Here is a 23,907-nt window from a genome sequence, read left to right as displayed (position 1 = left end):
CGGTCTAGCACACCCGGGGCGGAGCGTGGGGTCGCCTGGCCGCGATCCCCGGGAAGGCGGAGGGCCCTGCTGCGACGCGCCGTTCGAGTGCCTGAGCGACACATGCATCGCGGGTGCGTGCCGACTCGACGCCGACGAGGACGGCATTCCCGACGGGGACGACGACTGCCCCCTCGTTGCCAATCCCGATCAAGCCGACGCCGACGCCGATGGCTGCTGACGTATCTCGACCCGGGCAACATCGAGTCGAGTCCGTGTGTCGCGCTGGACGACAGGGCTCTTCTGGAGCCTCGAACGACCTCAGCCGAACCCGCTAGATGCCGGTATGGCCGTGAGGCATGATGTCCCGGCTTCGATGATCCCACCGACGCGGCACGTTGCGAGCACCCCCCTCGGCCCTTCCGCCGCCGCGACGGTCGTCTGGCGCCTTCGCGGCCAGATCCATGTCACGGTCGTCGTGAAGGCCACGTTCGCGCTCGTCCCCGAGGGGCGCATGTCGCCCGTCGCCCCGGACCCGATCGCGGCGGATGAGCAGCCGGATCCTTCTGGCCAGCGGCTCCAGATCGCGAGCGATCTCGCGCCGTACCTCGATCCGTGCGGCGTCGTGGTGACCGGCCATGCAGAGCTGCCGCCGGGCTTCTCGTCGCCGCACGCCATGGTCCGGCTCACGGTCGTGCAGGACGGCCAGGTCCGCATCGACAAGCAAGCTCAGCTCGACGGCTCCGCGCGCGTCGGGCCAGCCCGCTCCCACGTCCGTATCGACGGCCTGGGGCCGCTTCCCCGCACGTCGCCGCTGCGCAGCCGGCTGCTCGGCGCGGTCGACGCGCGTCGCGTTCACGGCTCGCTGCTCGACATCCCCGAGGGGCTCGACTGGAGCTACTTCCAGGCGGCGCCCATGGATCAACGCATCCCGGCGCTGCGCGGCGACGAGTGGATCGTGCTCGGAGGCATGATCGCGCAGCGGCCGAAGCTCCGGACGCAGCTTCCCGAGGCGCGCGGCGTCGCGCGGCTGTACCGCCAGAAGCTTGCCGCGCCGCGCGCCGGTGAGCCGATCTCGCTCCGCGCCGACACGGTGCACGTCGACGTGGATCGGCGGCGCTGCTCGGTGGTGTGGCGCGGCCATGCGCCGCTCGAGGAGGCGGAGATCCAGTCGCTGCGCGTGCTCGCGGGCGTGGAGCTCCCGGCGCAGCCGATCGCATGGGCCGATCCGTTCGCCGCCGGCAGCGCGCCCGCTGCGCGCGCCGCGCCCTCTGGATCGGCCTCACAGAAAAACGCCAAGGCCATCACGCTGGACGGCACCAACCAGCTCAGCCCCGAGGACGCGGCCAGGGTGGTCGCGGCTGCGGCGACGCCGTTCAGCGCAACGCGAGGGCCTTCGGCGCCTGCGGGCTCGGCGACCCCGGCGACGTCGCAGCCGGCCGTCGCCCCGCAGGCTGCAGCCTCCGCGCCGGCGCGGCCCGGCGGCGTCCGCGATCTGCTCGGGGAGACGGACGCGCTCGATCCCGAGGACGCGGCCAGGCTGGTGGCCGCCGGGGCGATGCCGTTCAGCGCAGCGCGAGGGCCATTGGAGCCTGCGCGCGCAGCGACGCCGGCGACGTCGCAGCCGGCCGTCGCCCCGCGGGCTGCAGCCTCCGCGCCGGCGCGGCCCGGCGGCGTCCGCGATCTGCTCGGGGAGACGGACGCGCTCGATCCCGAGGACGCGGCCAGGCTGGTGGCCGCCGGGGCGATGCCGTTCAGCGCAGCGCGAGGGCCTTCGGAGCCTGCGCGCTCGGCGACGTCGGCGACGTCGCAGCCGGCCGTCGCCCCGCGCGTTGCCGCGGCCCCTCCCGCGCGGCCCGGTGGCGTCCGCGATCTGCTCGGGGAGACGACCTCGCTCGAGCCCGAGGACGCGGCGAGGGTGATCGCCTCCGCCGCGACGCCGTTCGACACACGCCGAGCTCCGGTCGCCGCGCCTGCCGCGCCTCCGCGCCAGGCAGCGTCATCCAGCGCGCCTCCAGCGCCCCCTTCGCTTCTCTCGCCAGCGCCTCTCGTCACCGCGCAGGTCCATGCGGCGCCGCCCATCGTGCATCCGCAGCGCCTCGGCGATGCGGGCGCTTTGCCGGAGGCGCTCGGCGCTCAGTTCCTCGCCGCGATGGCCGAGGCAGGGCTGCTTCACGGCTAGCACCCCCCGGGGACTGCCGAGGCCGCGCCGCTCCGGCGCGCGCCCGTCGGCCGTGCCGACGCCGCGTTCGGTTGTCCCGACGCGCCTCACAGGCATCGAGCTCAACCGTCCATTGCGGTCGAGCGGTCGCAGCATGTAGGATGACTCCGGGTGAATGCTGCCCGCGGTCTGTCCGCGCACGCGCTCTGAACAGGGGAGAGTCCATGCACTCGTTTCAGGTCGACGGACTGGAGCAGGAGCTCCGGGTGACGCGGTTCGAGGGGCGCGAGGGCATCTCCGAGCTCTTCCACTTCGATGTGCTCGTCGCTTGCGCGGACAGGGACATCGCGTTCGCTGACGTCGTGGGCAAGACGGCGCTGCTCACCTGGCAGGTCGGCGAGCTGCCGCGGCACCTTCACGGTGTCGTCGCGAGCTTCGAGCAAGGTGAGGAGGGCAAGCGGGTCACGGCCTATCACGCCACGATCGTGCCCGATGTCTCCCGCCTCAAGCACCGCAGGAACAGCCGAATCTTCCAGGCGCTCTCCACCCCGGAGATCATCGAGAAGGTCCTGCGCGCGGCCGGGATCGCGAGCAAGGGCTATCGCTTCGTGCTGAGCGGCGCCTATCGCCCGCGGGAGTACTGCGTGCAGTACCGGGAGAGCGACTTCGCCTTCGTGTCGCGCCTGCTCGAGGAGGAGGGCATCTGTTATTACTTCGAGCACGACGAGGGCGGCCACGTGCTCGTGTTCTCTGACGGTGCGTCGGGGCACGGGCCGATCCCGGGGGAGAGCACCGTCGTGTTCCGGCCGCCGCTCGGCGCCCTCCACCAGAGCGAGCACGTCTCCCGCTTCCGTTATGCCGAGCGGGTGCGCTCCGGGAAGGTGACGCTGCGCGACTACAACTTCAAGAAGCCCGGCCTGTCGCTCGAGAGCAACGCCCAGGCCGAGGCGGACGACGATCTCGAGGTCTACGACTATCCTGGGGATTACGACGCGCCCGGCGCGGGATCGAGCATCGCCAAGATCCGGCTCGAGCAGCTCCAGACCTCACGCAAGACCGGCAGCGGCGAGAGCGTCTGCCCGCGCTTCGTTCCTGGCCAGACCTTCACGCTCGCGGAGCACGCGCGCGACGATTTCAACCGCGAGTATCTGCTGGTGTCCGTGCGCCACGAGGGTCACGAGCCCGTGGTGGACGCTGTCCCCGAGGGCGACGCCGCGGCCTACCGGAACGAGTTCCAGGTCGTGCCGTCCGACGTCCCCTTCCGTCCGCAGTCGGTGACGCCTTGGCCGACGATCAAGGGGATCCAGACCGCGATCGTTGTCGGCCCTGCTGGCGAGGAGGTCTATACGGACGAGCACGGCCGCATCAAGGTCCAGTTCCACTGGGATCGGGAGGGCAAGAAGGACGCGCAGAGCTCGTGCTGGATCCGCGTGAGCCAGATCTGGGCGGGCTCTGCGTGGGGCGCGGTGTTCCTGCCGCGGATCGGCCACGAGGTGGTCGTCGACTTCCTGGAGGGCGATCCGGACCGGCCGCTCGTGGTGGGGAGCGTCTACCATGGCACCAACGTGCCGCCGTACGCGCTCCCTGCGGAGAAGACGAAGAGCACCATCAAGTCGAACAGCTCGAAGGGCGGCGGGGGGTCCAACGAGCTCCGGTTCGAGGACAAGAAGGGCTCGGAGGAGATCTTCCTGCACGGTCAGAAGGACTGGAACATCGCGATCGAGCACGACAAGAAGCAGTGGATCGGGAACGACGAGGCGCTCGAGGTGGACCACGACCGGAGCAAGGTGGTGGGGAACGACCAGAGCGAGCAGATCGGCGGCAACAAGAGCATCGACGTCGCGAAGAACCACACGGAGAGCATCGGCGAGGACGAGAGCCTCTCGGTCGGGGGCAGCCGTTCGGTCAGCGTGGAGGGGGATCACACCGAGTCGGTCAGCGGGAGCCAGTCGATCGACGTGGGCAAGAGCCAGAGCGCGTCGATCGGCAAGAACAAGAGCGAGACGGTGGGCGGTTCGAGCTCGGAGAGCGTCTCCAAGGGCAAGTCGACGAGCGTGGACGAGGGCTACACCGTGACGGTGGGCAAGGACATGACGGTGACGATCGGGAAGAGCGCAAAGGAGGAGGTGAAGGAGAAGAAGACGATGATCATCGGGGAGAAGCTCTCGATCCAGTGCGGGGACGCCACGATCACGGTCGAGAAGAACGGGAACGTGACGGTGCAGGGGAAGAAGATCACGGTGAAGGGCGAGGGGCCGATCCGGGTCGAGGGGAAGAAGCTCGACGTGAAGAGCGAGGGGGCGGTGAACGTCGAGGCGTCCGGGAACGTGAAGATCAAGGGGAGCAACGTGGGGGTGAACTGAGGCGGAGCGGGGGCTCGCGGGCGCTTCGGGGATGAGGGGGAGCGGAGGAGCTGGGTGATGAGGGACGACGGGCGGGCACCGGCGGCGGAGCCGAGCGGCGAGGCGATCCTGATCGAGGGGGAAGGGGAGGCTGCTGCCGCCGGCGGGGAGGTGGCGGACGAGGGCGGGGGAGAAGCGGGAGCGATCGAGGGCGCGGAGGGGCTCCTCGAGCTGGTGGTCGCGGCGCACGAGGAGCGCGTCCGGGCCGAGGCGGAGAAGGCCGGGCCGATCGAGGGCGTCGTTGTCGGGCGGATCGTGGGGTTCGCGCAGAGCGGCGAGCCGCTCGTCGAGGCAGCTGTCCTGGGAGAGGGGGCGCGCGGGGGGATTCCTGCGCGGGCGATGACGGCGCTCGGGCCGGAGGACGAGGGGCGCGAGGTGGCGCTCCTGTTCGAGGGCGGGCGGCGTGACAGGCCGGTGGTGATGGGGCGGATGCACGTGGCGGGGGAGAGCGCGAGCGCGGCGGTGCAGGCTGGGGCGACGGCGACCGCGGACGGCGAGCGGCTGGTGTTCACCGCGGAGAAGGAGATCGTGCTCCAGTGCGGGAAGGCCAGCATCACGCTGACGCGCGCTGGGAAGATCTTGATTCGTGGGGCTTATCTGCTGACCCGGTCCTCCGGCGTGAACCGGATCCAGGGCGGATCGGTGCAGATCAATTGATCTCGACGATCGAGGCCGAGATCTTCGAGCAGCACGCGCTGGAGGCGGCGTTCCTGTGGTCGTACCGGGATGCCGCGGCGGTGGATCCGCTCTACGATTTGCAGAGCCTCGGTGAGCTGGACGAGCGGCTGGAGGCGCATGTCGACGGCTTGCGGCTGGCTGGCGATGCGGGGTGGGAGATCTGCAAGGGCGCCATCGACGACGAGGAGCCGGGGAGCTTGTTTGCGCCCATGGTGCTCGCGGTGGAGCGGCGGGATCTGAGGGGCATCGCCGGGGTGCTCGACGTGGGCGGGGGCGTGCCGGCGCTGTCGCGGGCGATCGTGTCGGCGCTGGGGTGGGTGAGCTTCGACAATGTGCGGGGGATCCTGCCGGGGCTGCTCTCGCACCGGGTTGGGCCGGAGCTGCACCGCATCGGGATCGCGGGGTGCGCGGTTCACCGGCAGGACCCGGGCGCGCCCCTGGGGTACGCGGTGATATCGAGCGACCTGCGCCTGAAGGCGCGGGCGCTGCGCGCCGTGGGGGAGCTCGGGCGGGGGGACCTGCTGGACGAGGTGCGCGGAGCGCTGGGCAGCGACGACGAGGCGTGCCGGTTTGCGGCGGCGTGGTCGGCGGCGTTGCTCGGCGATGCGGCGGCGCTGAGGGTGCTCGAAGCCATCGCGGACCGTGGAGGGCCGTTCGCCGAGCGGGCGTGCGCGATGGCGATGCGGAAGATGGATCCGGGGATGGCGTCCAGCCGGCTGCGCGCGATCGCCGGGACGATGCGGGGGGCGCGCGTGGCGCTCGCGGGGGCGGCGGCGCTCGGGGATCCGGCGCTGATGCCGTGGATCATCGAGTGCATGGGGACGCCGGAGCTCGCGCGGGCGGCGGGCGGGGCGTTCACGATGATCACCGGGGTGGACCTCGAGGAGGCGAAGCTCCGGGGGGCGCGGCCGGCTGGGTTTCAGGGCGGACCGAGCGACGATCCGGAGGACGAGGACGTGGCGATGGATCCGGACGAGAGCTTGCCTTGGCCGGATCGGGAGAAGATCGCGGTGTGGTGGGCGAGCCGGGGGAAGGAGCTGAAGCGGGGGACGCGGCACCTGCTGGGGAGGCCCATGGCGGTGGAGTGGATTGGGGAGGTGCTACAGAGGGGGAGCCAGCCGGCGCGGGCTGCGGCGGCGGTGGAGCTTTCGTTGCGGCGGGCGCAGCGTGGGGTGGTTGAGGTGAGGGCGCCAGGGGGGGCATGGGAGCGGGGGCTCGCGGGAAGCTGACATTGCGCGACCCGTGAAACTCGGCGATCCTGAGCGCCGTCAGACGGATGCTGCAGCTCCAGAACGAGACACCTTTCGCAGCGACGATCGGGCTCTTCCCGGACACGGACGGCGTCGAGACCCTCTACGTCGTGGTCCGAGCGACCTTCGCGCTCGTCGGCTCGGCGACGCAGATCGCGGAGAAGCAGCGTCCCATCCGGCCCGTCGACGAGTACAGCGGCGACCCGGCGCGCTCCAGCCTGGCGCACGCTGGCGAGATGCACCTGCTCAAGCCCTCGACCGACGTGGTGCTCCTCGGCGACGCCTGGGCTCCGAAGGCGCGACCGGCCTCCGAATGCGACGTGATGCTCCAGGTCGGCGCGGTGCGGAAGATCGTTCGTGTCTTCGGCGATCGCGAGTGGAAGGGAGGCCTCGGGGGAAAGGCCTCTTCTCCGATGCCGTTCACGCGGATGCCGCTCGTCTACGAACGAGCGTTCGGCGGCGTCATCGAGCTGGATCCCGAGACGAAGCGGGCCACGATCGAGCCGCGGAATCCAACAGGCGTCGGCTTCGCGCGCCGCGGGAAGGAGGGCGAGCCGTCAGCCCGGCAGCTCCCCAACATCGAGGATCCGGCCTACCTCATCACCCACCCTTCCGACACGCCCCCTCCAGCGGGATTCGGTTACATCGCCCCCTCGTGGGAGCCGCGCCGCTCATGCGTTGGCACGTATGACGAGGCCTGGCGGAAGACGCGAGCGCCGTATTTGCCCAAGGATTTCAATCCTCGGTTCTTCAACGTCGCGCACCCGGACCTGGTCTGCCGGCGTTACCTGGAAGGGGGAGAGCCGGTGGAGATCGTCAATGCCTCGCCGACGGGCGTCCTGCGTTTTCGCCTGCCGCGGTGTCAGCTCGGCGCTGAGGTCCGGATCGCCGGGAGGATCGAGCGCCCTGCGCTCCACCTCGACACCGTCATCCTCGAGCCGAACGACTGCATGATCGGGCTCCTCTGGCGGGGTGCGGTCCGCTGCGACAAGCACGCCTTGAAGGTCAATCTCGTGCGTATCGGGCTGAATTCGCTCGATCTCGGGGTGAGGTCAGGATGACCGCGCAGCGCCCAGTGGAGATCCTCGGTATCGGCATGACGACCGCCGTAGGGCTGACGGCGTCTACGACGGCCGCGGCGGTCAGGGCCGGCGTATCGCTCAGCAGGGAGACCTCGGTGCTCGATCGGCGCTTCAAGCCGATCGTCATGACCACCGTGCCGGAAGCCGATCTGCCGGGGCTCAGCCCCGCGCTCCACGCGACGCTTGGACTCACGGCGCGCCAGATGCGCATGCTGCGCCTCGGCGGTCCAGCGCTGCGGGAGAGCGTGGCGGGCGTGGATCGGGTCGATCGCATCCCCGTGCTCCTGGCGGTCCCCGAGCCGTACCCGGGCCGACCGGCGGTCGTGGGCCCCGGCTTTCTCCAGCAACTCGCTGTGCAGGCCGAGGTCCCGTTCCATCTCGAGCGGAGCCGGATCTTCCCGCAGGGGCGAGCCGCCGGCTTCGCTGCGCTGCACGAGGCCATCGAGCGCCTCGCCTCCGGGAGCGACGTGTACGTCATCGTGGGCGGGATAGACAGCCACCTCGATCTGCATCTACTCGCCGCCCTTGACCTGGAGGGGCGCCTCCGCGCCGAGCGCGTGTTCGACGGGTTCATCCCGGGCGAGGGCGCTGCGTTCCTGCTCCTCTCCTCGGCGGGCAAGGCTGAACACCTCGGGCGCTCGCCGAGCGCTCGCATCGACGGCGCGGCGTCCGCCGAGGAGCCTGGGCACCGGTACAGCGAGGAGTTTTATCGAGGTGACGGGCTAGACCTCGCGTTTCGTCGCCTCTTCGCCTCGACGGCTGGCGCCGTCCAGACGGTGTATGCGGGGCTCAACGGCGAGAGCTTCAACGCCAAGGAGTGGGGCGTCGCGTACATTCGTCACCGGGAGCGGTTCGCCGAGGGGGCCACGATCGAGCATCCGGTGGACTGCCTGGGGGACACGGGCGCGGCGCTCGGCCCGATGCTGGTGGGGCTCGCGGCCGTGGGCATCAACAGAGGATATCGACGAGCACCGTGCCTTGTGTGGTGCTCGTCGGACTGCGGGGGTCGGGGCGCTGCGATGGTCTCGGGCGCACAGGGAAGAGAGGTGAGGTGAGGGATGGCACAGACGGTGTTCGCGAACGGGCGCGGCGTGGTCCACCAGAACAGTGGCGGGCTCAGCACGGTCTTCCCGGACGTCTGCAAGACGCCGTCCCCGGGAGGGCCGGTGCCGATACCCTACCCGAATATCGGGAAGGCGTCCGACACGTCGAAGGGACCCAAGAAGGTGAAGTGCGACGGTCAGATGCCGATGGTGAAGGGCGCTCAGTACAGCATGACCAGCGGCGACGAGGCGGGCACGGCGGGAGGGGGCGTCGTGAGCAGCTCCACGAAGGGCGCGGCGGAGTTCATGATGTACTCCTTTGACGTGAAGTTCGAGGGAAAGAACGTCTGCAGGCTCGGCGACCCACTGTTTCACAACAAGAAGAACATCATGGGGTGACGTATGACCCAGCTCGGTGAGTCGGTCAGCGTGGAGGAGATCGACCAGGATGAGTTCAAGTGCCCCTTCGAGCACACGAAGCCGGGGAAGGTCGACAACGCGCTGGGGAGCGACTCGGCCAGCCTGGGCTCACGCCTCACTGAAGGCTACAGCACGCAGCTGTGGGCGGACGAGGGGTCCGGGATCGTTCCGAAGACGAAGCAGAAGCTGCTCGCCGCGCGGCCTGATGACTGCCCGGAGCCGCCGGTCGTCGTGGATGGTCAAGAGTATCCCTACTCCTCCTCGGCGCATCACCTGATCCCCGGCGAGGCGTCCCTGCCGAAGAGCGTGCTGATCAAGTTCATCTCCAAGGGTGCGAAGGGAAGCAAGATCTCGGGAGACATCGGTTATGACGTCAATGGTGGCGAGAACGGTGTCTGGTTGCCCACCCATCACGCGCTCTCGGCGGAGATGAAGGGGGGCCTCGTCCTGCCAGGCGAGGAGCAGGCGCTCAAATACTCAGCGCTTACCCGGCGCGTGAAGCAGCGAAATGAGGAGAATCAGTTCGTCGCGACCTTTCAGGAGCGGTTCACCGCCGCCATCATGGAGCGAGCGGGGCGGCAGTTTCACGACGCCCACCCCGATTACAGCGGGTTCGTGATCAAGGTCCTCGATAAGATACATACGAACATCGTCATGCTGAGCCAGAGCTCGGCGTGTGGAAAATGCGACGAGGTGAGGAATCAGAAGGGGAAATTCCCTCCTCCGCATGGGCTCGTGTCCCGGTTGAACAGCGTCTCCTCCCGTCTCTATCAGTTCCTGGTAGGTCCCCCGCAAACCTGGAGGCCTCCTCTGTACACGTCGCGCTTCGCGGCGAGCCTGGCGGAGCTGGAGCGAGCGTGGCTGCGGAGGCAAAGGTAGCATGCCGGACTATTACATGTTGGAGTGCTACGCGTCTCCGGAACAGTGGGAGTATACCGGCGTCGACGGACCCCCGCCGAGCATCGAGGGCATCCAGAGCTGGCTGTCGGGGAGACCTTTCGACGTCGCAGTGCGTGAGCCCATCGAGCTGTCCTGGGACCCTGACACCAGGGGCCCGCGAAAGTACCTCTACGACGCGGGCATCCCGCTCTACCACCGCGCGCTCTGCGCGGCGTTGAACGAGGCTGGCGTCGACAACCTGCAGACCTACCGCACGGCCATCGTCGATCCTCGGGATGGGGAGATCTGCAGGGATTATCTGGCAGTCAACGTCGTCGGCCTCGTGGCCGCCGCTGATCTCGGCAAGTCGATCTATCGGGCGCAACGCGACCCGCCGCTCATCGACTCGGATTTCGATTCGCTGGTCATCGATCCGATGCGAGCCGCAGGGCTATTGATGTTTCGGCTTGCGGAATGCGTCTCCGGTGTGGTGATCCATCAGCGGGTCAAGGAAGCCCTGGAGGCGAGAGGTGGCTTCGGGCTGACGTTCGTGCCGCCGCAGGACTGGATCGGGTGATGAACGCCAGATCGAACGGACGGCTCGGACGCGGAGGCGCCCGAGCCGTGCCTGTCGCTCCGTCGAGCGGCCAGCGCGCGAGACCGGTAGCCAGCGGCTCGCGCGTCTCAAGGCGTCCGGGGCGCGTCTTGGGTGCCCGGACCGCGTTTCCTTTCCGATTCCGAGCGGCGTACTACGGCCGTCGCCGTCTCGATCCGTGGTGAGACCACATCAGCCAAGCAGGTGCCCATGCGCAAGATCGTCGTCCACGAGCCCGGCAGCCACGACAAGCTCCGCGTCGAGGAGCACCCCGATCCGAGCCCTGGGCGCGGCGAGGTGCTCGTCGACGTGCGCGCGGCTGGCGTCAACTACGCCGACTGCGTCGTCCGCATGGGCCTCTACGAGTCGGCGAAGAAGTACGTCGGCTGGCCGATCACGCCCGGCTTCGAGTTTGCCGGCACCGTCGCCGCGCTCGGCCAGGGCGCCTCCGATCTCGCGCCGGGGGCGCCCGTCTTCGGCGTGACGCGCTTCGGTGGTTACGCCTCGCGCGTCGCGGTGCCGCGCCACCAGGTCTTCCCGCTGCCGGCGCGGCTCACGCCGGAGGAGGCGGCCGGCTTCCCCGCGGTGTTCATGACGGCGTACTACGCGCTCTTCGAGCTCGTGCGGCTGCGGCCGGGCATGTCCTTGCTGGTGCACTCGGCCGCCGGCGGCGTCGGCAGCGCGCTCGTCCAGCTCGGCAAGATCGCGGGCTGCCGGGTGGTCGGCGTGGTGGGCGCGGCGCACAAGGTCGAGGCGGCGAGGCGCCTCGGCGCAGACGCGGTGATCGACAAGAGCAGCGAGCCGCTCTGGGCGGCGGCGGAGCGGCTCGCGCCCGAGGGCTACGACGTGATCCTCGACGCGAACGGGGTCGAGACGCTGCGGCAGAGCTACAGGCACGTGGCCTCGGCCGGCAAGCTCGTCGTGTACGGCTTCCACACGATGCTTCCGCGGCAGGGCGGCCGCCCGAGCTACCCGAAGCTCGCTGTCGACTTCCTCCGGATGCCGCGCTTTAACCCGCTCGATCTCTGCAACGACAACAAGAGCGTGCTGGCCTTCAACCTCTCGTATCTCTTCCACAGGACGGAGATCCTGCGCGAGGCCATGGATCGGCTCATCGGCTGGGTGGAGGAGGGGCGCCTCTCGGCGCCGCCGGTGAAGACGTTTCCGCTGGAGAGCGCAGGCGAGGCTCACCGGGCGATCGAATCGGGCAGCACGGTGGGCAAGCTGGTGCTCACGCTGTAAGGCGGGGGCGCCGGCGGCGGGCGGGACGATTGAAAATCAATCCCGAGGGTGTCGAGAGGTTCCAGGGAGGATTGAAATTCAACCCGGCGGGTGTCGACTCCTGTCGGTAGAGTCGGGAGAGATGAAATCCAACCCCGAGGGTGTCGAGATACGACGGCTACCTCGATGTTGCCGTCGGTACGTCACCGCCGGGATGCGACGTCCGCAGGGGGGCTCGACGTCGACAAGAAGCGACCGCACCAGCGCGCCCAGCAGAGGCGCGCTAGCTGCAACGCCGGCCGGTAGAGCAACGGTTTCGTGAACCGTAGATCTCGGGTTCAGGAGCTCCCAAGCTCGTCGCGTTGCTCAGACCACCAGGGCCAGCGGCCTCCTGCTCACCCACAGGCGAGCGAACACGCTGGCATTCACTTTGAGCCACCTTCGGGACTTGAACCCGAGACCTACGGTTTACGAAACCGTTGCTCTACCACTGAGCTAAGGTGGCACGCCTCTCGTTGAGGAGGCGCGCAGATTACCCACTCGGCCTGCCGAGTCAAGCTCTTTTATTTCCGTCCTCGAGCGACGCGGTTTCGCTCGCTGCTTCGGCTGCTTTCCCGGTTCCCTCGCCCGTCGCGTCCCCGGCGTCTCCTCCCGCGGCGAAGAACTCGCCCAGCCGCTCCGCCAGCTCCGCCGCCGCCGACCAGTGCATCATGTGCCCGGCCTCCGGCAGCTCGACGTGCACCGCGCGTTTGAGCCTCGCCGCCCGCTCCGCTTCGTCTTCCGGGTGCCACCCGGTCTGGCCGCCGCTCACGAGCAGCGTCGGGCACGCGATGCGCTCCAGGAACGTCATGAACGCCTCCACCTGGAACAGCAGCGGCGAGGTCGTCCGGTGCATCGGATCGTACGCCCACGCGAGCCCGCCGTCCGGCTCTTCCCGCGTGAGCAGCGGCGCGCGCGTCGCCAGCACGTCGCGCGGCACGCGCGGGTGGTTCGCCACGAGCCGCGCGATCGCGTCCCGCATCGACGAGAGCTTCCGCGGCGCGCGATCGAGCTCCGACATCTGGCGCAGCCATGCCTCGACGCGCACGACGGCGACCTCGGGCCCGCTCGCCGGCGGCCCCATGCCTTCGAGCAGCGCCAGGCGCTCTACGCGGCCGGGGCACGCGCCCGCGTAGTACACGGCGACCGCGCCGCCCATCGAGTGGCCCACCACGCCTAGGCGCGCCGGCGCGAGCGCGTCCACGAGCGCCGCGATGTCGGCGATGTAGTCGGGGAAGTAGTAGTAGCTGCCAGGTCCGACGCGGGCGCTCCGGCCGAACCCGCGCAGGTCCGGCGCGACGACGTCGTGCCCCGCCCGCGCGAGCGGCTCGGCCACGAGGTCCCACGTGCTCCCGGCGTCGAGGAAGCCGTGGAGCAGCAGCAGCGTGAGGCCCGTCGGCTGCGCGTGGTCGTCGCGGAAGCGATGGACGCAGAGATCCAACCCGTTGGTGTTCAAAAATTCCGACGACCTACGCACCACGCGCGCGCTCCCGTCAGCAGATCTCCCGTCAGCCCTCCGCGCGGCCGCGCGGTCCGCGCGCGACCCGCCGGCGCTCCTGCGCCGCGTGCGCGCGCGGGCGTCACCGCCTCCCCGGCGGACCTTTCGCCGGGGGCGCCGCGGGGGCCGCCGGGGGCAGCATCGTCCCCGTCGCCACCGGCGCGGCGGTGGCCGGCTCCGCCGCTCCCGCAGGCGCCGCCGCGGGCGCCGCCCCGGTGGCGGCCGGCGCCGCGGTGTCCGCTCCGGCCGGCGCTGCGCTGCCCGGCGCCGCTGGCGCGACCGGGAGCGCGGCGCCCGTGAGCTGCGCGGCGTCCTTCAGCACCTCGTCCGCGTGCACCCCGGGATCCACGTCCGGATAGACCTTCGCGATCTTGCCGTCCGGATCGACGAGGAACGTCACGCGCGCCGTCGCGCCGAGCCGCATCGGCACGCCGAACGCCGTGGCCCACGCGTGATCGGTGTCGACGAGGATCGGGAACGGCAGCTTGTTCTCGGTCGCGAACTTCTCGTGCGACTCGCGGGTGTCGGAGGACACGCCGAAGACCTGCACGTTGGCCTGCTTGAAGCGATCCCACGCGTCGCGGAACGCGCACGCCTCCTCGGTGCAGCCCGGCGTCCCGTCCTTCGGATAGAAGTACACGACCACGGCCCGACCCCGCTGGTCGGACAGCCGCTGGATCGCGCCGTGCTGATCCGCGGCGAACACGTCGGGCGCCGTCGCGCCGACCGGGATCAGCCCTTGTCCACCATCGGGTCGCTCGGCCGCGCCACACCCGAGCAGCGAGGCAAAGGCAAAGACGACAGCAAGTACGACAAAAACGACCGCAATCGGGAAGCGTCTCTTCATCAGAGCGCCACGTTAGCACGCACTCGGTAGGATCGATCCGACGCTTCTGGTACGTTCCCGCGCCAGGAGACGAGGCCGATGGCGATCTTCGGAAACGACAGCGGCGCCGCGCCTGGCGTGGTGCGCCAGGGCAGGGAGGTCACCTACCCCGATTTCTCTTCGCCCACCGTGGATAAGGTCATGGTCGAAGAGCGCGCAGCCGGGCTCGGCAAAAGGAGCATCAAAGGCCCCGCCAAGGTCGCCGGCCTCAAGCTCGCCATCTCGATGATGGACCTCACCACCCTCGAGGGGAAAGACTCCCCGGGAAAAGTTGAGCAGCTCTGTCAGAAGGCGCTTCGACCCCACGAGCGCGCGGACATCCCTTCCTGTGCGGCGGTGTGCGTCTATCCCAAGCTCGTCTCCGTGGCGAAGCGAGCGGTCTCGGGCTCGGCGGTCAAGGTGGCCAGTGTGGCGACCGCCTTCCCGAGCGGCCTCTCCACGCTCGCCGTCAAGCTCGCCGACGTCCGCCAGGCGGTCGAGCTCGGCGCCGACGAGATCGACATGGTGATCGACCGCGGCGCGATGCTCTCCGGCGAGTACCGCGCCGTGTACGACGAGATCGCCGCGACCAAGGAGGCGTGCGGGCACGCGCACCTCAAGGTGATCCTGGAGACGGGCGAGCTCGGGACCTACGATCGCGTCCGCAAGGCGAGCCGCATCGCGATGCTCGCGGGCGCCGACTTCATCAAGACCTCGACCGGGAAGATCACGCCGGCGGCGACGCCTCCGGTGACGCTGGTGATGCTGGAGGCGATCCGCGATCACGCGCAGGCGACCGGGCGGCGCGTCGGGATGAAGCCGGCCGGCGGGATCCGCACCGCGAAGCAGGCGCTCCACTACCTCGTGCTGGTCAAGGAGACCCTCGGCGACGCCTGGCTCACGAGCGACCTGTTCCGCTTCGGCGCGTCGACGCTCCTCAACGACGTGCTCATGCAGCTCGAGAAGGAGCGGACGGGCGCCTACCAGAGCGGGGACCATTTCAGCAAGGACTGACCGCGCCGCGAGGGCGGGTCCGCGTCGGTGTTCAACGCGCGGCCGCGGGCGTAGAGTGCGCTGCATGAGCGACAACAGCACCGCCGCGGCTGGCGGCGACGGGGGCTCGCCCCGGGACGCGACCGCGGCGCGGGACGCGGCCGTCGTGTTCGGCGACGCCTGGCGCTACGCGCCGGCGCCCGAGGGGCGCGACCACGTGAAGATCGCGCCGCGGTACGAGCTCTTCATCGGCGGCGCGTGGCGCGCTCCGGCCTCGGGCCGCTACCTCGACAGCATCAGCCCGTCGACCGAGGAGAAGCTCTGCGAGTTCGCCGAGGCCTCGGAGCAGGACGTCGATCTCGCCGTGCAGGCGGCGCGGGCCGCGTACGAGAAGCACTGGTCGCGGATGCGCCCGCTCGATCGCGGCAAGTACCTCTACCGCGTCGCCCGGGCCCTCCAGGAGAAGGCGCGCGAGCTCGCCGTCGCCGAGTCGCTCGACGGGGGCAAGCCCATCAAGGAGTCCCGCGACGTCGATCTCCCGCTCGCGGCCGCGCACTTCTTCTACCACGCGGGCTGGGCGGACAAGCTCGAGCACGCGTTCCCGGGGCGCGACCCCCGGCCGCTCGGCGTCGCGGGCCAGGTGATCCCCTGGAACTTCCCGCTGCTCATGGCGGCGTGGAAGCTCGCCCCGGCGCTCGCGGCGGGCAACACGTGCGTCCTCAAGCCCGCCGAGACGACGCCGCTCACCGCGCTGCTCCTCGCGAAGATCATCGAGGAGGCCGATCTCCCGCCCGGCGTCGTCAACGTGGTCACGGGCGCCGGCGCGACCGGCGCCGCGGTCGTCGGCCACCCTGGCGTCGACAAGGTCGCGTTCACCGGGTCGACCGAGGTCGGCAAGCGCATCCAGCGCGCGCTCGCCGGCACCGGGAAGCGGCTCACCCTCGAGCTCGGCGGCAAGGCCGCGAACATCGTGTTCGAGGACGCGCCGCTCGATCAGGCCGTCGAGGGGATCATCGGCGGCATCTTCTTCAACCAGGGCCACGTCTGCTGCGCGGGCTCGCGCCTCCTCGTCGAGGAGAGCGTCCACGACGCCCTCCTCTTCAAGCTGCGCGAGCGCATGGCGACCCTGCGCGTCGGCGATCCGCTCGACAAGAACACGGACGTGGGCGCCATCAACTCGCGGGCGCAGCTCGCGAAGATCGAGGAGCTCGTGGCGGCGGGGGAGCGCGAGGGGGCCTCGCGCTTCTCGGTGAGCTGCGCGCTCCCGCAGCGGGGCTACTGGTTCGCGCCGACGCTCTTCACGGGCGTCGCGCAGTCGCACCGGATCGCGCGCGAGGAGATCTTCGGTCCGGTGCTCTCGATCTTGACCTTCCGCACGCCCGAGGAGGCGATCGAGAAGGCGAACAACACGATGTACGGGCTGTCGGCGGGCGTCTGGACCGGCAAGGGCTCGAAGAGCTTCTGGGTCGCGCAGCGCCTCCGCGCCGGCGTCGTCTGGGCGAACACCTTCAACAAGTTCGATCCCAGCGCGCCGTTCGGCGGCTACAAGGAGAGCGGCTTCGGCCGCGAGGGCGGGCGCCAGGGGCTGCTCGCCTACCTCGAGGTGGACTGATGGCGCTCGGCGACAAGGACAGCGGCGGCGACGAGGGGTGCACGCCGATCGGGGATTGCGCCGGCGCGGCCGCGCTCGACGCTCCTCCGGGCGAGGCGCGCGCGCGGGTCGGCGTGCGCAAGGCGTACAAGATGTTCGTCGGCGGCGCGTTCGTGCGCTCGGAGTCCGGGAGGTACACGCAGGTGCGCGATCACGGAGGCGCGGGCGCGGTCGAGAACATCCCGCGCGCCTCGCGCAAGGACGGGCGCGACGCCGTGCTCGCGGCGGCCGGCGCGCTCGGCGGCTGGTCGGCGCGCGCCGCGTACAACCGCGGGCAGATCCTCTACCGCCTCGCCGAGATGCTCGAGGCGCGGCGCGCGGAGCTCGCGGCCTCGCTCGAGCGAGGCGGGCAGGGCGCAGGCGCCGCCGAGCGCGAGGTCCTGGCGGCGATCGATCGCGCGGTCGCTTATGCGGGCTGGGCCGACAAGTACCAGAGCCTCTTCGCGAGCCTGAACCCCGTGTCCGGCCCGCACTTCACCTTCACGGTGCCCGAGCCGATGGGGGTGGTCGTCATCGCGGCGCCGCCGCGGCCGGCGCTCCTCGGCCTCCTGGGCGCTCTCCTGCCGGTGATCACCGCCGGCAACACCTGCGTCGTGCTCGCGAGCGAGGCGGATCCGCGCACGGCGCTCGTCTTTGGCGAGGCGCTCGCCACGAGCGATCTCCCGGGCGGCGTCGTCAACGTCCTCACCGGCCAGCTCGCGGAGGTGCTGCCGCACCTCGCCGCGCACATGGACGTCGCCGCGCTCGATCTCCACGGCGTGGACGCGGCGCTGACGAAGCGCCTCGAGGAGGCGGCCGCGGCCAGCGTCAAGCGGGTGCGCGCCCGATCGCTCGGCGAGGCGGAGTGGTTCGACGACAGGGCGGCGACGTCCCCCCGCTGGATCGAGCGGTTCGTCGAGATGAAGACGATCTGGCACCCGGCCGGGCCGTGACGCGGGCGGCGCTCGACGACAGGGCGCCGTGAACGGCGCCCGGGGCGCTCAACGACCGAGCACCATCCCCGTCTGGAGCGTCCGCCCGGCGACGAGGTCCGCCGCCGCGAGCGGCTTCCGCCCCTCGACCTGGGCTCGCACGATCTGGATCGCGCCCGCGCCACAGGCGACGATCACGACGCTGCGGCCGGCCATCACCACGGTCCCCGGCGGCGCGCCGGCCTGGTCGGCCTCGCTCTCGACATGCGCGGCCAGCACCTTGAGCGCCTTGCCGTCGATCGTCGTGAAGGCGCCTGGCCACGAGGTCATCCCCCGGATGTGGTCGTGGATCTGCCGGGCGCTCCGCTCCCACCGGATGCGCCCGTCTTCCTTCTTCAGGAGCGCCGCGTGCGTCGCCGCCTCGTGGTCCTGCGGCGTCAGCGTGAGCTCGCCGTCCACCGCGCCGCGGAGGTCCTCGCGCACGACGCGCGCGGCGAGCGCCCCGAGATCGATCGCGAGCTCGTCGGCGGTCGTGTCCGGGCCGATCGGCGTCCGGCGCACCGCGTAGACGGGCCCCGTGTCCATGCCCTCGTCCATCTGCATCAGCGAGATGCCCGTCTCGGTCTCGCCCCCGACGATCGCCCAGGTGATCGGCGCGGCGCCGCGGTAGCGCGGCAGGATCGACGCGTGCAGGTTCATGCAGCCGCGCCGCGGCGCCTCGAGCACCGCCTTCGGCAGGATGCGCCCGTAGGCGATCACCAGCGCGACGTCCGCTCCGGCGCCCGCGACCCACGCGGCGAACTCGGGCGTCCGGACCTTCTCGGGCTGCAGCACGGGCATGCCGAGCTCCAGCGCCTTCACCTTCACCGGCGGCGCCTTCAGCTCGAGCCCGCGGCCGGCGGGCCGATCCGGCTGACAGACGACGCCGACGACGTCCGCGATCGACGCGAGCGCCTCGAGCGACGGCACGGCGATGGCGGGGGTACCGAAGAACAGGGCGCGCACGCCCTGGCTTCTAGCAGGACCTGCGCCCGTCGTGCCGCCTTCTTCGCTCGCGGCGAGCGCCGCCGTGGAGGCTCGGCCTCAGGGCCCGGGCGCTCGGCGCCCGCCGCGCTCTTCGTTCGCGTCGCGCGCCGCCGCGCCGCTCGCGGGCCGAGGATCGGCGCAGCAGCGGAAGCCGGTCTCGTAGAACACGAACTTCGGATCGTGCGCGTCGTTCGTCCCGCGGCAGCCCGTCCACGGCTTGGCCCAGAAGCCCCCCATGAGCGCGCCTGGCCACCGGCGGCCGCGGCGCGAGGCGACCCACTCCTCGACGTTGCCCATCATGTCGAAGATGCCGAAGGTCGAGGCGCACCCGGGATGGGAGCCGCTCGGCGCGCCCTGCCAGAGCCGCTCGACCTCGCGCTGCGCCGCCTCGCCGGAGGCGCCGAGCTTCCGCTCGTCGACCGGCCGCCAGGCCTTGCCGCTGTTGCAGACCGCCTTGTCCACGCGCCAGCCGTAGGCGAGGGGACGCCGCTCGGGGCCCTCGCACGCGAGCTCCCACTCCTGCTCGGCGCACACCCGCTTGCCGCGCGCGGCGCACCACGCGGTCGCCGTCTCGAACGACTGCATGACGAGCGGCTTCGCCCCCCGCTGGTTCGGCGCCTCGAACTGGTCCATGCACACGGAGATCTCGGTCGACGGCCCCTCCTCGGCCGTGATGTCCTCCCAGTACGCGAAGCAGTGGGTCGCCTTGCCGCTCTTGACCGGCTCCACGCAGACGTGCTGCACCTCGTCGCGGTGCGTGCCGGTGACGAGCCGCATGTCGGCCGGGCACGCCGGGCTCGGCCCTGGATCGAGCGACGGCGCCGCCGGCAGGCCGAGCATCGCGATCGCGAGCGCGCCGAGGCCGAGCAGGGGATCGATCATCGTTCAGCGAGGGCCAGGGTGTCGCTCCGTGCCGGGCGCAGCCTCGGCTGCGCTGCGCGGCGAGGCCGAGGCGCGCCTCCTCCGCGCGCCGCGTTGACCCGGCCGCCGAGGATCCTGCGCCGCGCCGCGCGCGCCAGGTGGTGACGAGCGTGACGAGCGAGCGCTGCAGGTCGGAGTCGGACCTGACCACCCGCAGCGTATCCTCATTCAAAAAAATGGCCAGGGCTGTGGCACGCGGCATGCGCCGTGTCTATGGTGAGTTCCCGTAGCCTCGCGGGCTGTCTTCCACCAAGAGCTGCCAGCAGGGCTCCGCGTTGCACCATCCGCATCCGTCTGGATGCAAGCCAAGATGACCGGGGCGCGCGGTGGCCGCGCGGCCCGGCTGCGTGTTGATGAAGGGGTTTACCTCCCCCGGTCGGGTGCCTAGAGGAGATCGCCATGTCCGAGAAAAAGAACCCGCCGATGCCGCCGCGCTCCGAGGAAGAGGTCGTCTTCGGCGACGAGCTGCCGGTTCTGCCGATCCGCAATGCGGTGCTGTTCCCGGGCGCCGTCGCGCCCTTCGATGTCGGCCGCGAGAAGTCGGTCGCGCTGGTGGAGGATGTCGACAACCTCCCCGGCCCGGTCATCGCGATCTTCGCCCAGCGCGATCCGTCGACCGACGATCCCGGGGCGGAGGACCTGTACCCGATGGGCTGCGCCGCGCGCGTGCTGAAGGCGCTGAAGCACAGCTCGGGCAACTACTCGTTGATCTTGCAGGGCCTCACGCGGATCAGGCTCGATAGCGTCACGGCCCACACGCCGTACCTGCGCGCCAAGATCCGCCGCATGGACGAGCCGGCGACGGAGGACGTCGAGGCCGAGGCGCTGGCGATGAGCCTGCGCGACATCGCGAAGCAGGTCATCCAGCTCATGCCGGAGCTCCCGCGCGAGGCGGGCTCACTCATCGACTCCATCCAGGCGCCTGGCGCGCTCGCCGATCTCGTCGCGGCGAACCTCGACGCTCCGGTCGAGGAGAAGGCGCAGCTCATCGAGACGATCGACGTCAAGGAGCGCATCCGCAAGGTGCTGCGGCTGCTCACGCGGCAGCTCGAGATCCTGAAGATGCGCGAGCGCATCAACTCCCAGATCAAGGAGGAGATGGGCAAGAACCAGCGCGAGTACGTGCTGCGCCAGCAGCTCAAGGCGATCAAGGAGGAGCTGGGCGAGGACGACGGCGATCAGGGCGATCTCGACGGGCTCGAGGATCGCATCGCGAAGGCGAACCTGCCGACCGAGGCGGAGACCGTCGCGAAGAAGCAGCTGAAGCGGCTGCGCACGATGCAGGTCGGGTCGGCCGAGTACACCGTGGTGCGGACGTACCTCGACTGGATCCTCGACGTGCCCTGGACGCAGTCGACGCAGGACAACCTCGACATCGGCAGCGTCCGCAAGGTGCTCGACGAGGACCACTACGGCCTGGAGAAGGTCAAGAAGCGCATCCTCGAGTACCTGGCGGTCCGGAAGCTGAAGCAGGACAAGAAGGGCCCGATCCTCTGCCTGCTCGGGCCTCCCGGCGTCGGCAAGACGTCGCTCGGCCGGAGCATCGCGCGCGCCCTCGGCCGCAAGTTCCACCGGGTCTCGCTCGGCGGCGTGCACGACGAGGCGGCGATCCGCGGCCACCGGCGCACCTACGTCGGCGCGCTCCCTGGCCAGATCATCCAGGGCATGAAGAAGTCGGGGACGATCAACCCGGTCTTCATGATGGATGAGGTCGACAAGATCGGGCACGACTTCCGCGGCGATCCGTCGGCGGCGCTGCTCGAGGTGCTCGATCCGGAGCAGAACAACACGTTCGCGGATCACTACCTGGAGATCCCGTACGACCTGTCGCACGTGATGTTCGTCGCGACCGCGAACGTGGCGGATCCGATCCCGCCGCCCCTCCGCGACCGCATGGAGATCCTCGAGATCCCCGGCTACACGCGGAAGGAGAAGCTCGCGATCGCGCGGCAGCACCTGCTCCCGAAGCAGCTGTCGGAGCACGGGCTCACGACCGAGCAGCTGGAGGTCACGGACAAGGCGCTCGAGGAGATCATCGATCACTACACGCGCGAGGCCGGCGTCCGGTCGCTCGAGCGGCAGATCGCGGGCGTCATCCGCGGCGTGGCGGTGAAGGTCGCCGAGGGCGACACGCAGAAGCGGCGCGTCGACAACGAGGACGACCTGCACGAGTTCCTCGGCCCGGCGAAGTACACGAGCGAGGTCGCGGAGCGCACCGCCGAGAGCGGCGTCGCGACGGGCCTCGCGTGGACGAGCGTCGGCGGCGAGATCCTCTTCATCGAGGCGACGCGGATGTACGGCACGGGCAAGCTCCAGCTGACCGGCCAGCTCGGCGACGTGATGAAGGAGTCGGCGCAGGCGGCGCTGTCGTTCGTGCGCAGCAACGCGTCGAGGTACAGCATCGCGAAGGACTTCCTCGAGAAGAGCGATCTGCACATCCACATCCCTGCTGGCGCGATGCCCAAGGACGGGCCGAGCGCGGGCGTGACGATGTTCACGGCGCTCGTCTCGCTCCTCACCGGCATCAAGGTCCGCCACGACGTCGCGATGACGGGCGAGATCACGCTCCGCGGTCGCGTGCTCCCGATCGGCGGCCTGAAGGAGAAGGTGCTGGCGGCGCACCGCGCCGGCATCAAGCGCATCATCGTCCCCGAGCGCAACCGGGCGGATCTCGAGGAGGTCCCGAAGGAGGTCGTGGACGAGCTGCAGTTCTTCTTCGTCAGCCGGATGGAGCAGGTCCTGGAGGCCGCGCTCGAGCGGCTGCCCGAGCCCGCGCCCGTGACCGAGGAGTCGAAGGACGGCGAGAAGAAGGAGATCGAGAAGTCGGAGAAGAGCTCGATCGCCAGCAACTGATGACGGCCGTCGCCAGCGATCGCTGAGCGACCTGTCTCCGAGGCGCCGCGCGGCTTGAACGCGCGGCGCCTTTTTTCGTGCTTTTTTTCGTGACGACGCCCGCGCCGTAGCGACGGGCGCCCTGCCTCTCGGCGAGCTTGGCGCGCTCGCGTTGCAGCGCGTGGGAGCGGCATCGCATCGCCCGCGCAGCGCGCGCCGAGCTGCGCGGCGTGCTCGCGCGCTCTCGCCAAAGCGCGGCTTTCGCCTCGACGGATGTCAAGCGAATCGGTAGCCTCGAGATCGCATGAGGCCGTGTCCGAACTGCGCGTGGATGCTCAAGGAGACCGACGCTGCCTGCTCGATGTGCGGTACGAGCGTGGCGGGCGCATCGCCTGGAGCCTCTGTTCCGGTCGCGCCTCCGCCGGTGCAGGCGGGGGCTGGCGCCTATGCTCCGCCTGGCCCGCCGGGCTATCCAGGGCAGCCAGCCGTCGCGGGTTATGGCGGCGCGGCGTCGCCAGGCTACGCGGCGGGGGGCGCGCAGGGCGCCTATCCGCCTCCTCCTCAGGCCTACGGGGTCGGGGGAGGCGGGCTCGCGGTGCCGGCATCGCCGGGCGGAAGCGTCCCCTTCTCGACGGGCGGGGAAGCTCCCTTCCCGGTCTCCCCCTGGGCCCGAGCGGCGCCTTCCGCGGGGCTCACGTCGCAGCCGGCGTCTCCTCCGATGAACGCGCCCGGCGTCCCGCCGGTCCAGCCGGCGCTCGGGGCACCGGGGCCAGGCATGGTGCCTGGCGCGTCGATGGGTGGCGCGATGGGGCAGCAGCCCGTGGCGCCGGCGCCGGTCTTCGGCGCGCCTCCGCAGATGGTTGCGCCCCCGCCGATGGTCGTGCCGACGGGGGCGCCGGGGCTGGTCGCGCCGCCGATGGTGCAGGGGGGTGCGGTCGCGCCGCCGCCGATGGTGCAGGGGGGCGTGGTGGCGCCGCCGCCGATGATGCAAGGGGGGGCGGTCGCGCCGCCGCCGATGGTGCAGGGCGGGGTGCCGATGGTCGCTCAGGCCAGGGCGCCTGCGATCGTCGCGCCGCCGATCGTCCAGGGGGCGGTCTCGGGCGCGGTGCCGCAGATGTCGGCGCAGCCTGCGCGTGTCCTCGTCGGCTTCATCGTGACGTTCCAGAACGATCCCGGAGGCAGCTTCTGGCCGATCTACAGCGGCCGGACGCAGGTGGGGCGCGCCGGGGCGGACGCCGCGACGGAGATCGGGCTCGCGGATGCGAGCGCCTCTTCACGGCATGCGTCGATCCACGCGGATCCGACGACGGGTCAGGTCTTCATCGAGGACGACGGCTCGCGCAACGGCACCTTCGTCAACGAGCAGCGCCTCGGACAGGGCGAGCGCCGGCAGCTGCGCGACAACGACCGGCTGCGCCTCGGGAGCACGACGTTCGTGGTGAAGGTGCTGGTCGCCTGAGC

General features: G+C 70.6%; 19 protein-coding genes and 1 tRNA gene. 15 read left to right on the top strand and 5 right to left on the bottom strand.

Going from position 1 to position 23,907, the window contains the following annotated elements:
- The first annotated feature begins 355 nt into the window (after nucleotides 1–355).
- The 10 genes from WME95_RS27975 (at nucleotide 356) to WME95_RS27930 (ending at nucleotide 11,731) form a co-directional block, all read left to right on the top strand.
- Nucleotides 356–2,161 carry a DUF2169 domain-containing protein gene (locus WME95_RS27975; RefSeq protein WP_437902422.1) on the top strand — a complete coding sequence of 602 codons (1,806 nt, stop codon included), beginning with the start codon at nucleotides 356–358 and terminating at the stop codon, nucleotides 2,159–2,161.
- A 203-nt stretch (nucleotides 2,162–2,364) separates the two neighbouring features.
- Entirely contained in the window at nucleotides 2,365–4,503 is a 2,139-nt protein-coding gene (locus tag WME95_RS27970; protein ID WP_437902421.1) for a type VI secretion system Vgr family protein, read from the top strand.
- A gap of 213 nt (nucleotides 4,504–4,716) precedes the next feature.
- On the top strand, nucleotides 4,717–5,199 hold the full coding sequence (locus WME95_RS27965) for a DUF6484 domain-containing protein (RefSeq protein ID WP_437911036.1): 483 nt from the start codon (nucleotides 4,717–4,719) through the stop codon (nucleotides 5,197–5,199).
- A complete protein-coding gene (locus tag WME95_RS27960) occupies nucleotides 5,196–6,449 on the top strand; it encodes a TIGR02270 family protein (RefSeq protein WP_437902420.1) in 1,254 nt (417 codons plus the stop codon). The genes WME95_RS27965 and WME95_RS27960 overlap by 4 nt, the downstream gene beginning before the upstream one ends.
- A gap of 47 nt (nucleotides 6,450–6,496) precedes the next feature.
- Nucleotides 6,497–7,531: a DUF2169 family type VI secretion system accessory protein gene (locus tag WME95_RS27955; protein ID WP_437902419.1), complete on the top strand. Its 1,035-nt coding sequence runs from the start codon at nucleotides 6,497–6,499 to the stop codon at nucleotides 7,529–7,531.
- Complete coding sequence (locus WME95_RS27950; protein WP_437902418.1) at nucleotides 7,528–8,607, top strand: beta-ketoacyl synthase N-terminal-like domain-containing protein; 1,080 nt, start codon at nucleotides 7,528–7,530, stop codon at nucleotides 8,605–8,607. Before WME95_RS27955 ends, WME95_RS27950 begins: the two co-directional genes overlap by 4 nt.
- 3 nt (nucleotides 8,608–8,610) lie before the next feature.
- The gene (locus WME95_RS27945) at nucleotides 8,611–8,994 is read left to right on the top strand and encodes a DUF4150 domain-containing protein (protein WP_437902417.1); all 384 of its coding nucleotides are present in this window, start codon (nucleotides 8,611–8,613) and stop codon (nucleotides 8,992–8,994) included.
- A gap of 3 nt (nucleotides 8,995–8,997) precedes the next feature.
- Complete coding sequence (locus tag WME95_RS27940; RefSeq protein WP_437902416.1) at nucleotides 8,998–9,894, top strand: hypothetical protein; 897 nt, start codon at nucleotides 8,998–9,000, stop codon at nucleotides 9,892–9,894.
- Nucleotide 9,895: 1 nt separating this feature from the next.
- Complete coding sequence (locus WME95_RS27935) at nucleotides 9,896–10,471, top strand: hypothetical protein (RefSeq protein WP_437902415.1); 576 nt, start codon at nucleotides 9,896–9,898, stop codon at nucleotides 10,469–10,471.
- A gap of 228 nt (nucleotides 10,472–10,699) precedes the next feature.
- Nucleotides 10,700–11,731: a synaptic vesicle VAT-1 family membrane protein gene (locus WME95_RS27930; protein WP_437902414.1), complete on the top strand. Its 1,032-nt coding sequence runs from the start codon at nucleotides 10,700–10,702 to the stop codon at nucleotides 11,729–11,731.
- Nucleotides 11,732–12,143: 412 nt separating this feature from the next.
- On the opposite strand, the gene WME95_RS27925 is transcribed toward WME95_RS27930, so the two are convergent.
- The 3 genes from WME95_RS27925 to WME95_RS27915 form a co-directional block, all read right to left on the bottom strand.
- Nucleotides 12,144–12,215 (bottom strand) — tRNA-Thr (locus WME95_RS27925).
- A 48-nt stretch (nucleotides 12,216–12,263) separates the two neighbouring features.
- Complete coding sequence (locus WME95_RS27920; protein WP_437902413.1) at nucleotides 12,264–13,205, bottom strand: alpha/beta fold hydrolase; 942 nt, start codon at nucleotides 13,203–13,205, stop codon at nucleotides 12,264–12,266.
- Nucleotides 13,206–13,329: 124 nt separating this feature from the next.
- On the bottom strand, nucleotides 13,330–14,094 hold the full coding sequence (locus WME95_RS27915; RefSeq protein ID WP_437541463.1) for a peroxiredoxin: 765 nt from the start codon (nucleotides 14,092–14,094) through the stop codon (nucleotides 13,330–13,332).
- A gap of 78 nt (nucleotides 14,095–14,172) precedes the next feature.
- Between WME95_RS27915 and deoC the strand changes: the two genes are divergently transcribed.
- From deoC to WME95_RS27900, 3 genes are all read left to right on the top strand, one after another.
- Nucleotides 14,173–15,126, top strand: coding sequence for a deoxyribose-phosphate aldolase (gene deoC, locus WME95_RS27910; protein ID WP_437541460.1), 954 nt, complete (start codon nucleotides 14,173–14,175; stop codon nucleotides 15,124–15,126).
- A 64-nt stretch (nucleotides 15,127–15,190) separates the two neighbouring features.
- Nucleotides 15,191–16,717, top strand: coding sequence for an aldehyde dehydrogenase family protein (locus WME95_RS27905; RefSeq protein WP_437902412.1), 1,527 nt, complete (start codon nucleotides 15,191–15,193; stop codon nucleotides 16,715–16,717).
- Nucleotides 16,718–16,848: 131 nt separating this feature from the next.
- Nucleotides 16,849–17,688, top strand: coding sequence for an aldehyde dehydrogenase family protein (locus tag WME95_RS27900; RefSeq protein ID WP_437911035.1), 840 nt, complete (start codon nucleotides 16,849–16,851; stop codon nucleotides 17,686–17,688).
- Between the two features lie 48 nt (nucleotides 17,689–17,736).
- Here the strand turns inward: WME95_RS27900 and fmt are convergent, their stop codons facing one another.
- Together fmt and WME95_RS27890 are read right to left on the bottom strand one after the other, a co-directional pair.
- Nucleotides 17,737–18,672 (bottom strand): methionyl-tRNA formyltransferase, encoded by a 936-nt coding sequence (gene fmt, locus WME95_RS27895; protein ID WP_437902411.1) that lies wholly within the window; start codon nucleotides 18,670–18,672, stop codon nucleotides 17,737–17,739.
- Between the two features lie 78 nt (nucleotides 18,673–18,750).
- Nucleotides 18,751–19,575 (bottom strand): formylglycine-generating enzyme family protein, encoded by an 825-nt coding sequence (locus tag WME95_RS27890; RefSeq protein ID WP_437902410.1) that lies wholly within the window; start codon nucleotides 19,573–19,575, stop codon nucleotides 18,751–18,753.
- 438 nt (nucleotides 19,576–20,013) lie between these two features.
- Here WME95_RS27890 and lon point away from each other — a divergent pair, with 438 nt between their 5' ends.
- A complete protein-coding gene (gene lon, locus WME95_RS27885) occupies nucleotides 20,014–22,467 on the top strand; it encodes an endopeptidase La (RefSeq protein WP_437541452.1) in 2,454 nt (817 codons plus the stop codon).
- A gap of 283 nt (nucleotides 22,468–22,750) precedes the next feature.
- Entirely contained in the window at nucleotides 22,751–23,905 is a 1,155-nt protein-coding gene (locus WME95_RS27880) for an FHA domain-containing protein (protein ID WP_437902409.1), read from the top strand.
- Nucleotides 23,906–23,907 lie beyond the last annotated feature (2 nt).

The organism is Sorangium sp. So ce327 (genome assembly GCF_051530205.1).
GTDB lineage: Bacteria > Myxococcota_A > Polyangia > Polyangiales > Polyangiaceae > Sorangium > Sorangium cellulosum_B.
The sequence above is the reverse complement of the archived record's forward strand: the minus strand, read 5'-3'. Positions and strand labels throughout refer to the sequence as shown.

What these genes read in the sequence shown, in the direction of transcription:
- WME95_RS27975 (WP_437902422.1), top strand. Translation starts at nt 356, where the DNA reads ATGATCCCACCGACGCGGCACGTTGCGAGCACCCCCCTCGGCCCTTCC.
- WME95_RS27970 (WP_437902421.1), top strand. Translation starts at nt 2,365, where the DNA reads ATGCACTCGTTTCAGGTCGACGGACTGGAGCAGGAGCTCCGGGTGACG.
- WME95_RS27955 (WP_437902419.1), top strand. Translation starts at nt 6,497, where the DNA reads ATGCTGCAGCTCCAGAACGAGACACCTTTCGCAGCGACGATCGGGCTC.
- WME95_RS27950 (WP_437902418.1), top strand. Translation starts at nt 7,528, where the DNA reads ATGACCGCGCAGCGCCCAGTGGAGATCCTCGGTATCGGCATGACGACC.
- WME95_RS27945 (WP_437902417.1), top strand. Translation starts at nt 8,611, where the DNA reads ATGGCACAGACGGTGTTCGCGAACGGGCGCGGCGTGGTCCACCAGAAC.
- WME95_RS27940 (WP_437902416.1), top strand. Translation starts at nt 8,998, where the DNA reads ATGACCCAGCTCGGTGAGTCGGTCAGCGTGGAGGAGATCGACCAGGAT.
- WME95_RS27935 (WP_437902415.1), top strand. Translation starts at nt 9,896, where the DNA reads ATGCCGGACTATTACATGTTGGAGTGCTACGCGTCTCCGGAACAGTGG.
- WME95_RS27930 (WP_437902414.1), top strand. Translation starts at nt 10,700, where the DNA reads ATGCGCAAGATCGTCGTCCACGAGCCCGGCAGCCACGACAAGCTCCGC.
- WME95_RS27915 (WP_437541463.1), bottom strand. Translation starts at nt 14,094, where the DNA reads ATGAAGAGACGCTTCCCGATTGCGGTCGTTTTTGTCGTACTTGCTGTC.
- deoC (WP_437541460.1), top strand. Translation starts at nt 14,173, where the DNA reads ATGGCGATCTTCGGAAACGACAGCGGCGCCGCGCCTGGCGTGGTGCGC.
- WME95_RS27905 (WP_437902412.1), top strand. Translation starts at nt 15,191, where the DNA reads ATGAGCGACAACAGCACCGCCGCGGCTGGCGGCGACGGGGGCTCGCCC.
- WME95_RS27900 (WP_437911035.1), top strand. Translation starts at nt 16,849, where the DNA reads ATGTTCGTCGGCGGCGCGTTCGTGCGCTCGGAGTCCGGGAGGTACACG.
- WME95_RS27890 (WP_437902410.1), bottom strand. Translation starts at nt 19,575, where the DNA reads ATGATCGATCCCCTGCTCGGCCTCGGCGCGCTCGCGATCGCGATGCTC.
- lon (WP_437541452.1), top strand. Translation starts at nt 20,014, where the DNA reads ATGTCCGAGAAAAAGAACCCGCCGATGCCGCCGCGCTCCGAGGAAGAG.
- WME95_RS27880 (WP_437902409.1), top strand. Translation starts at nt 22,751, where the DNA reads ATGAGGCCGTGTCCGAACTGCGCGTGGATGCTCAAGGAGACCGACGCT.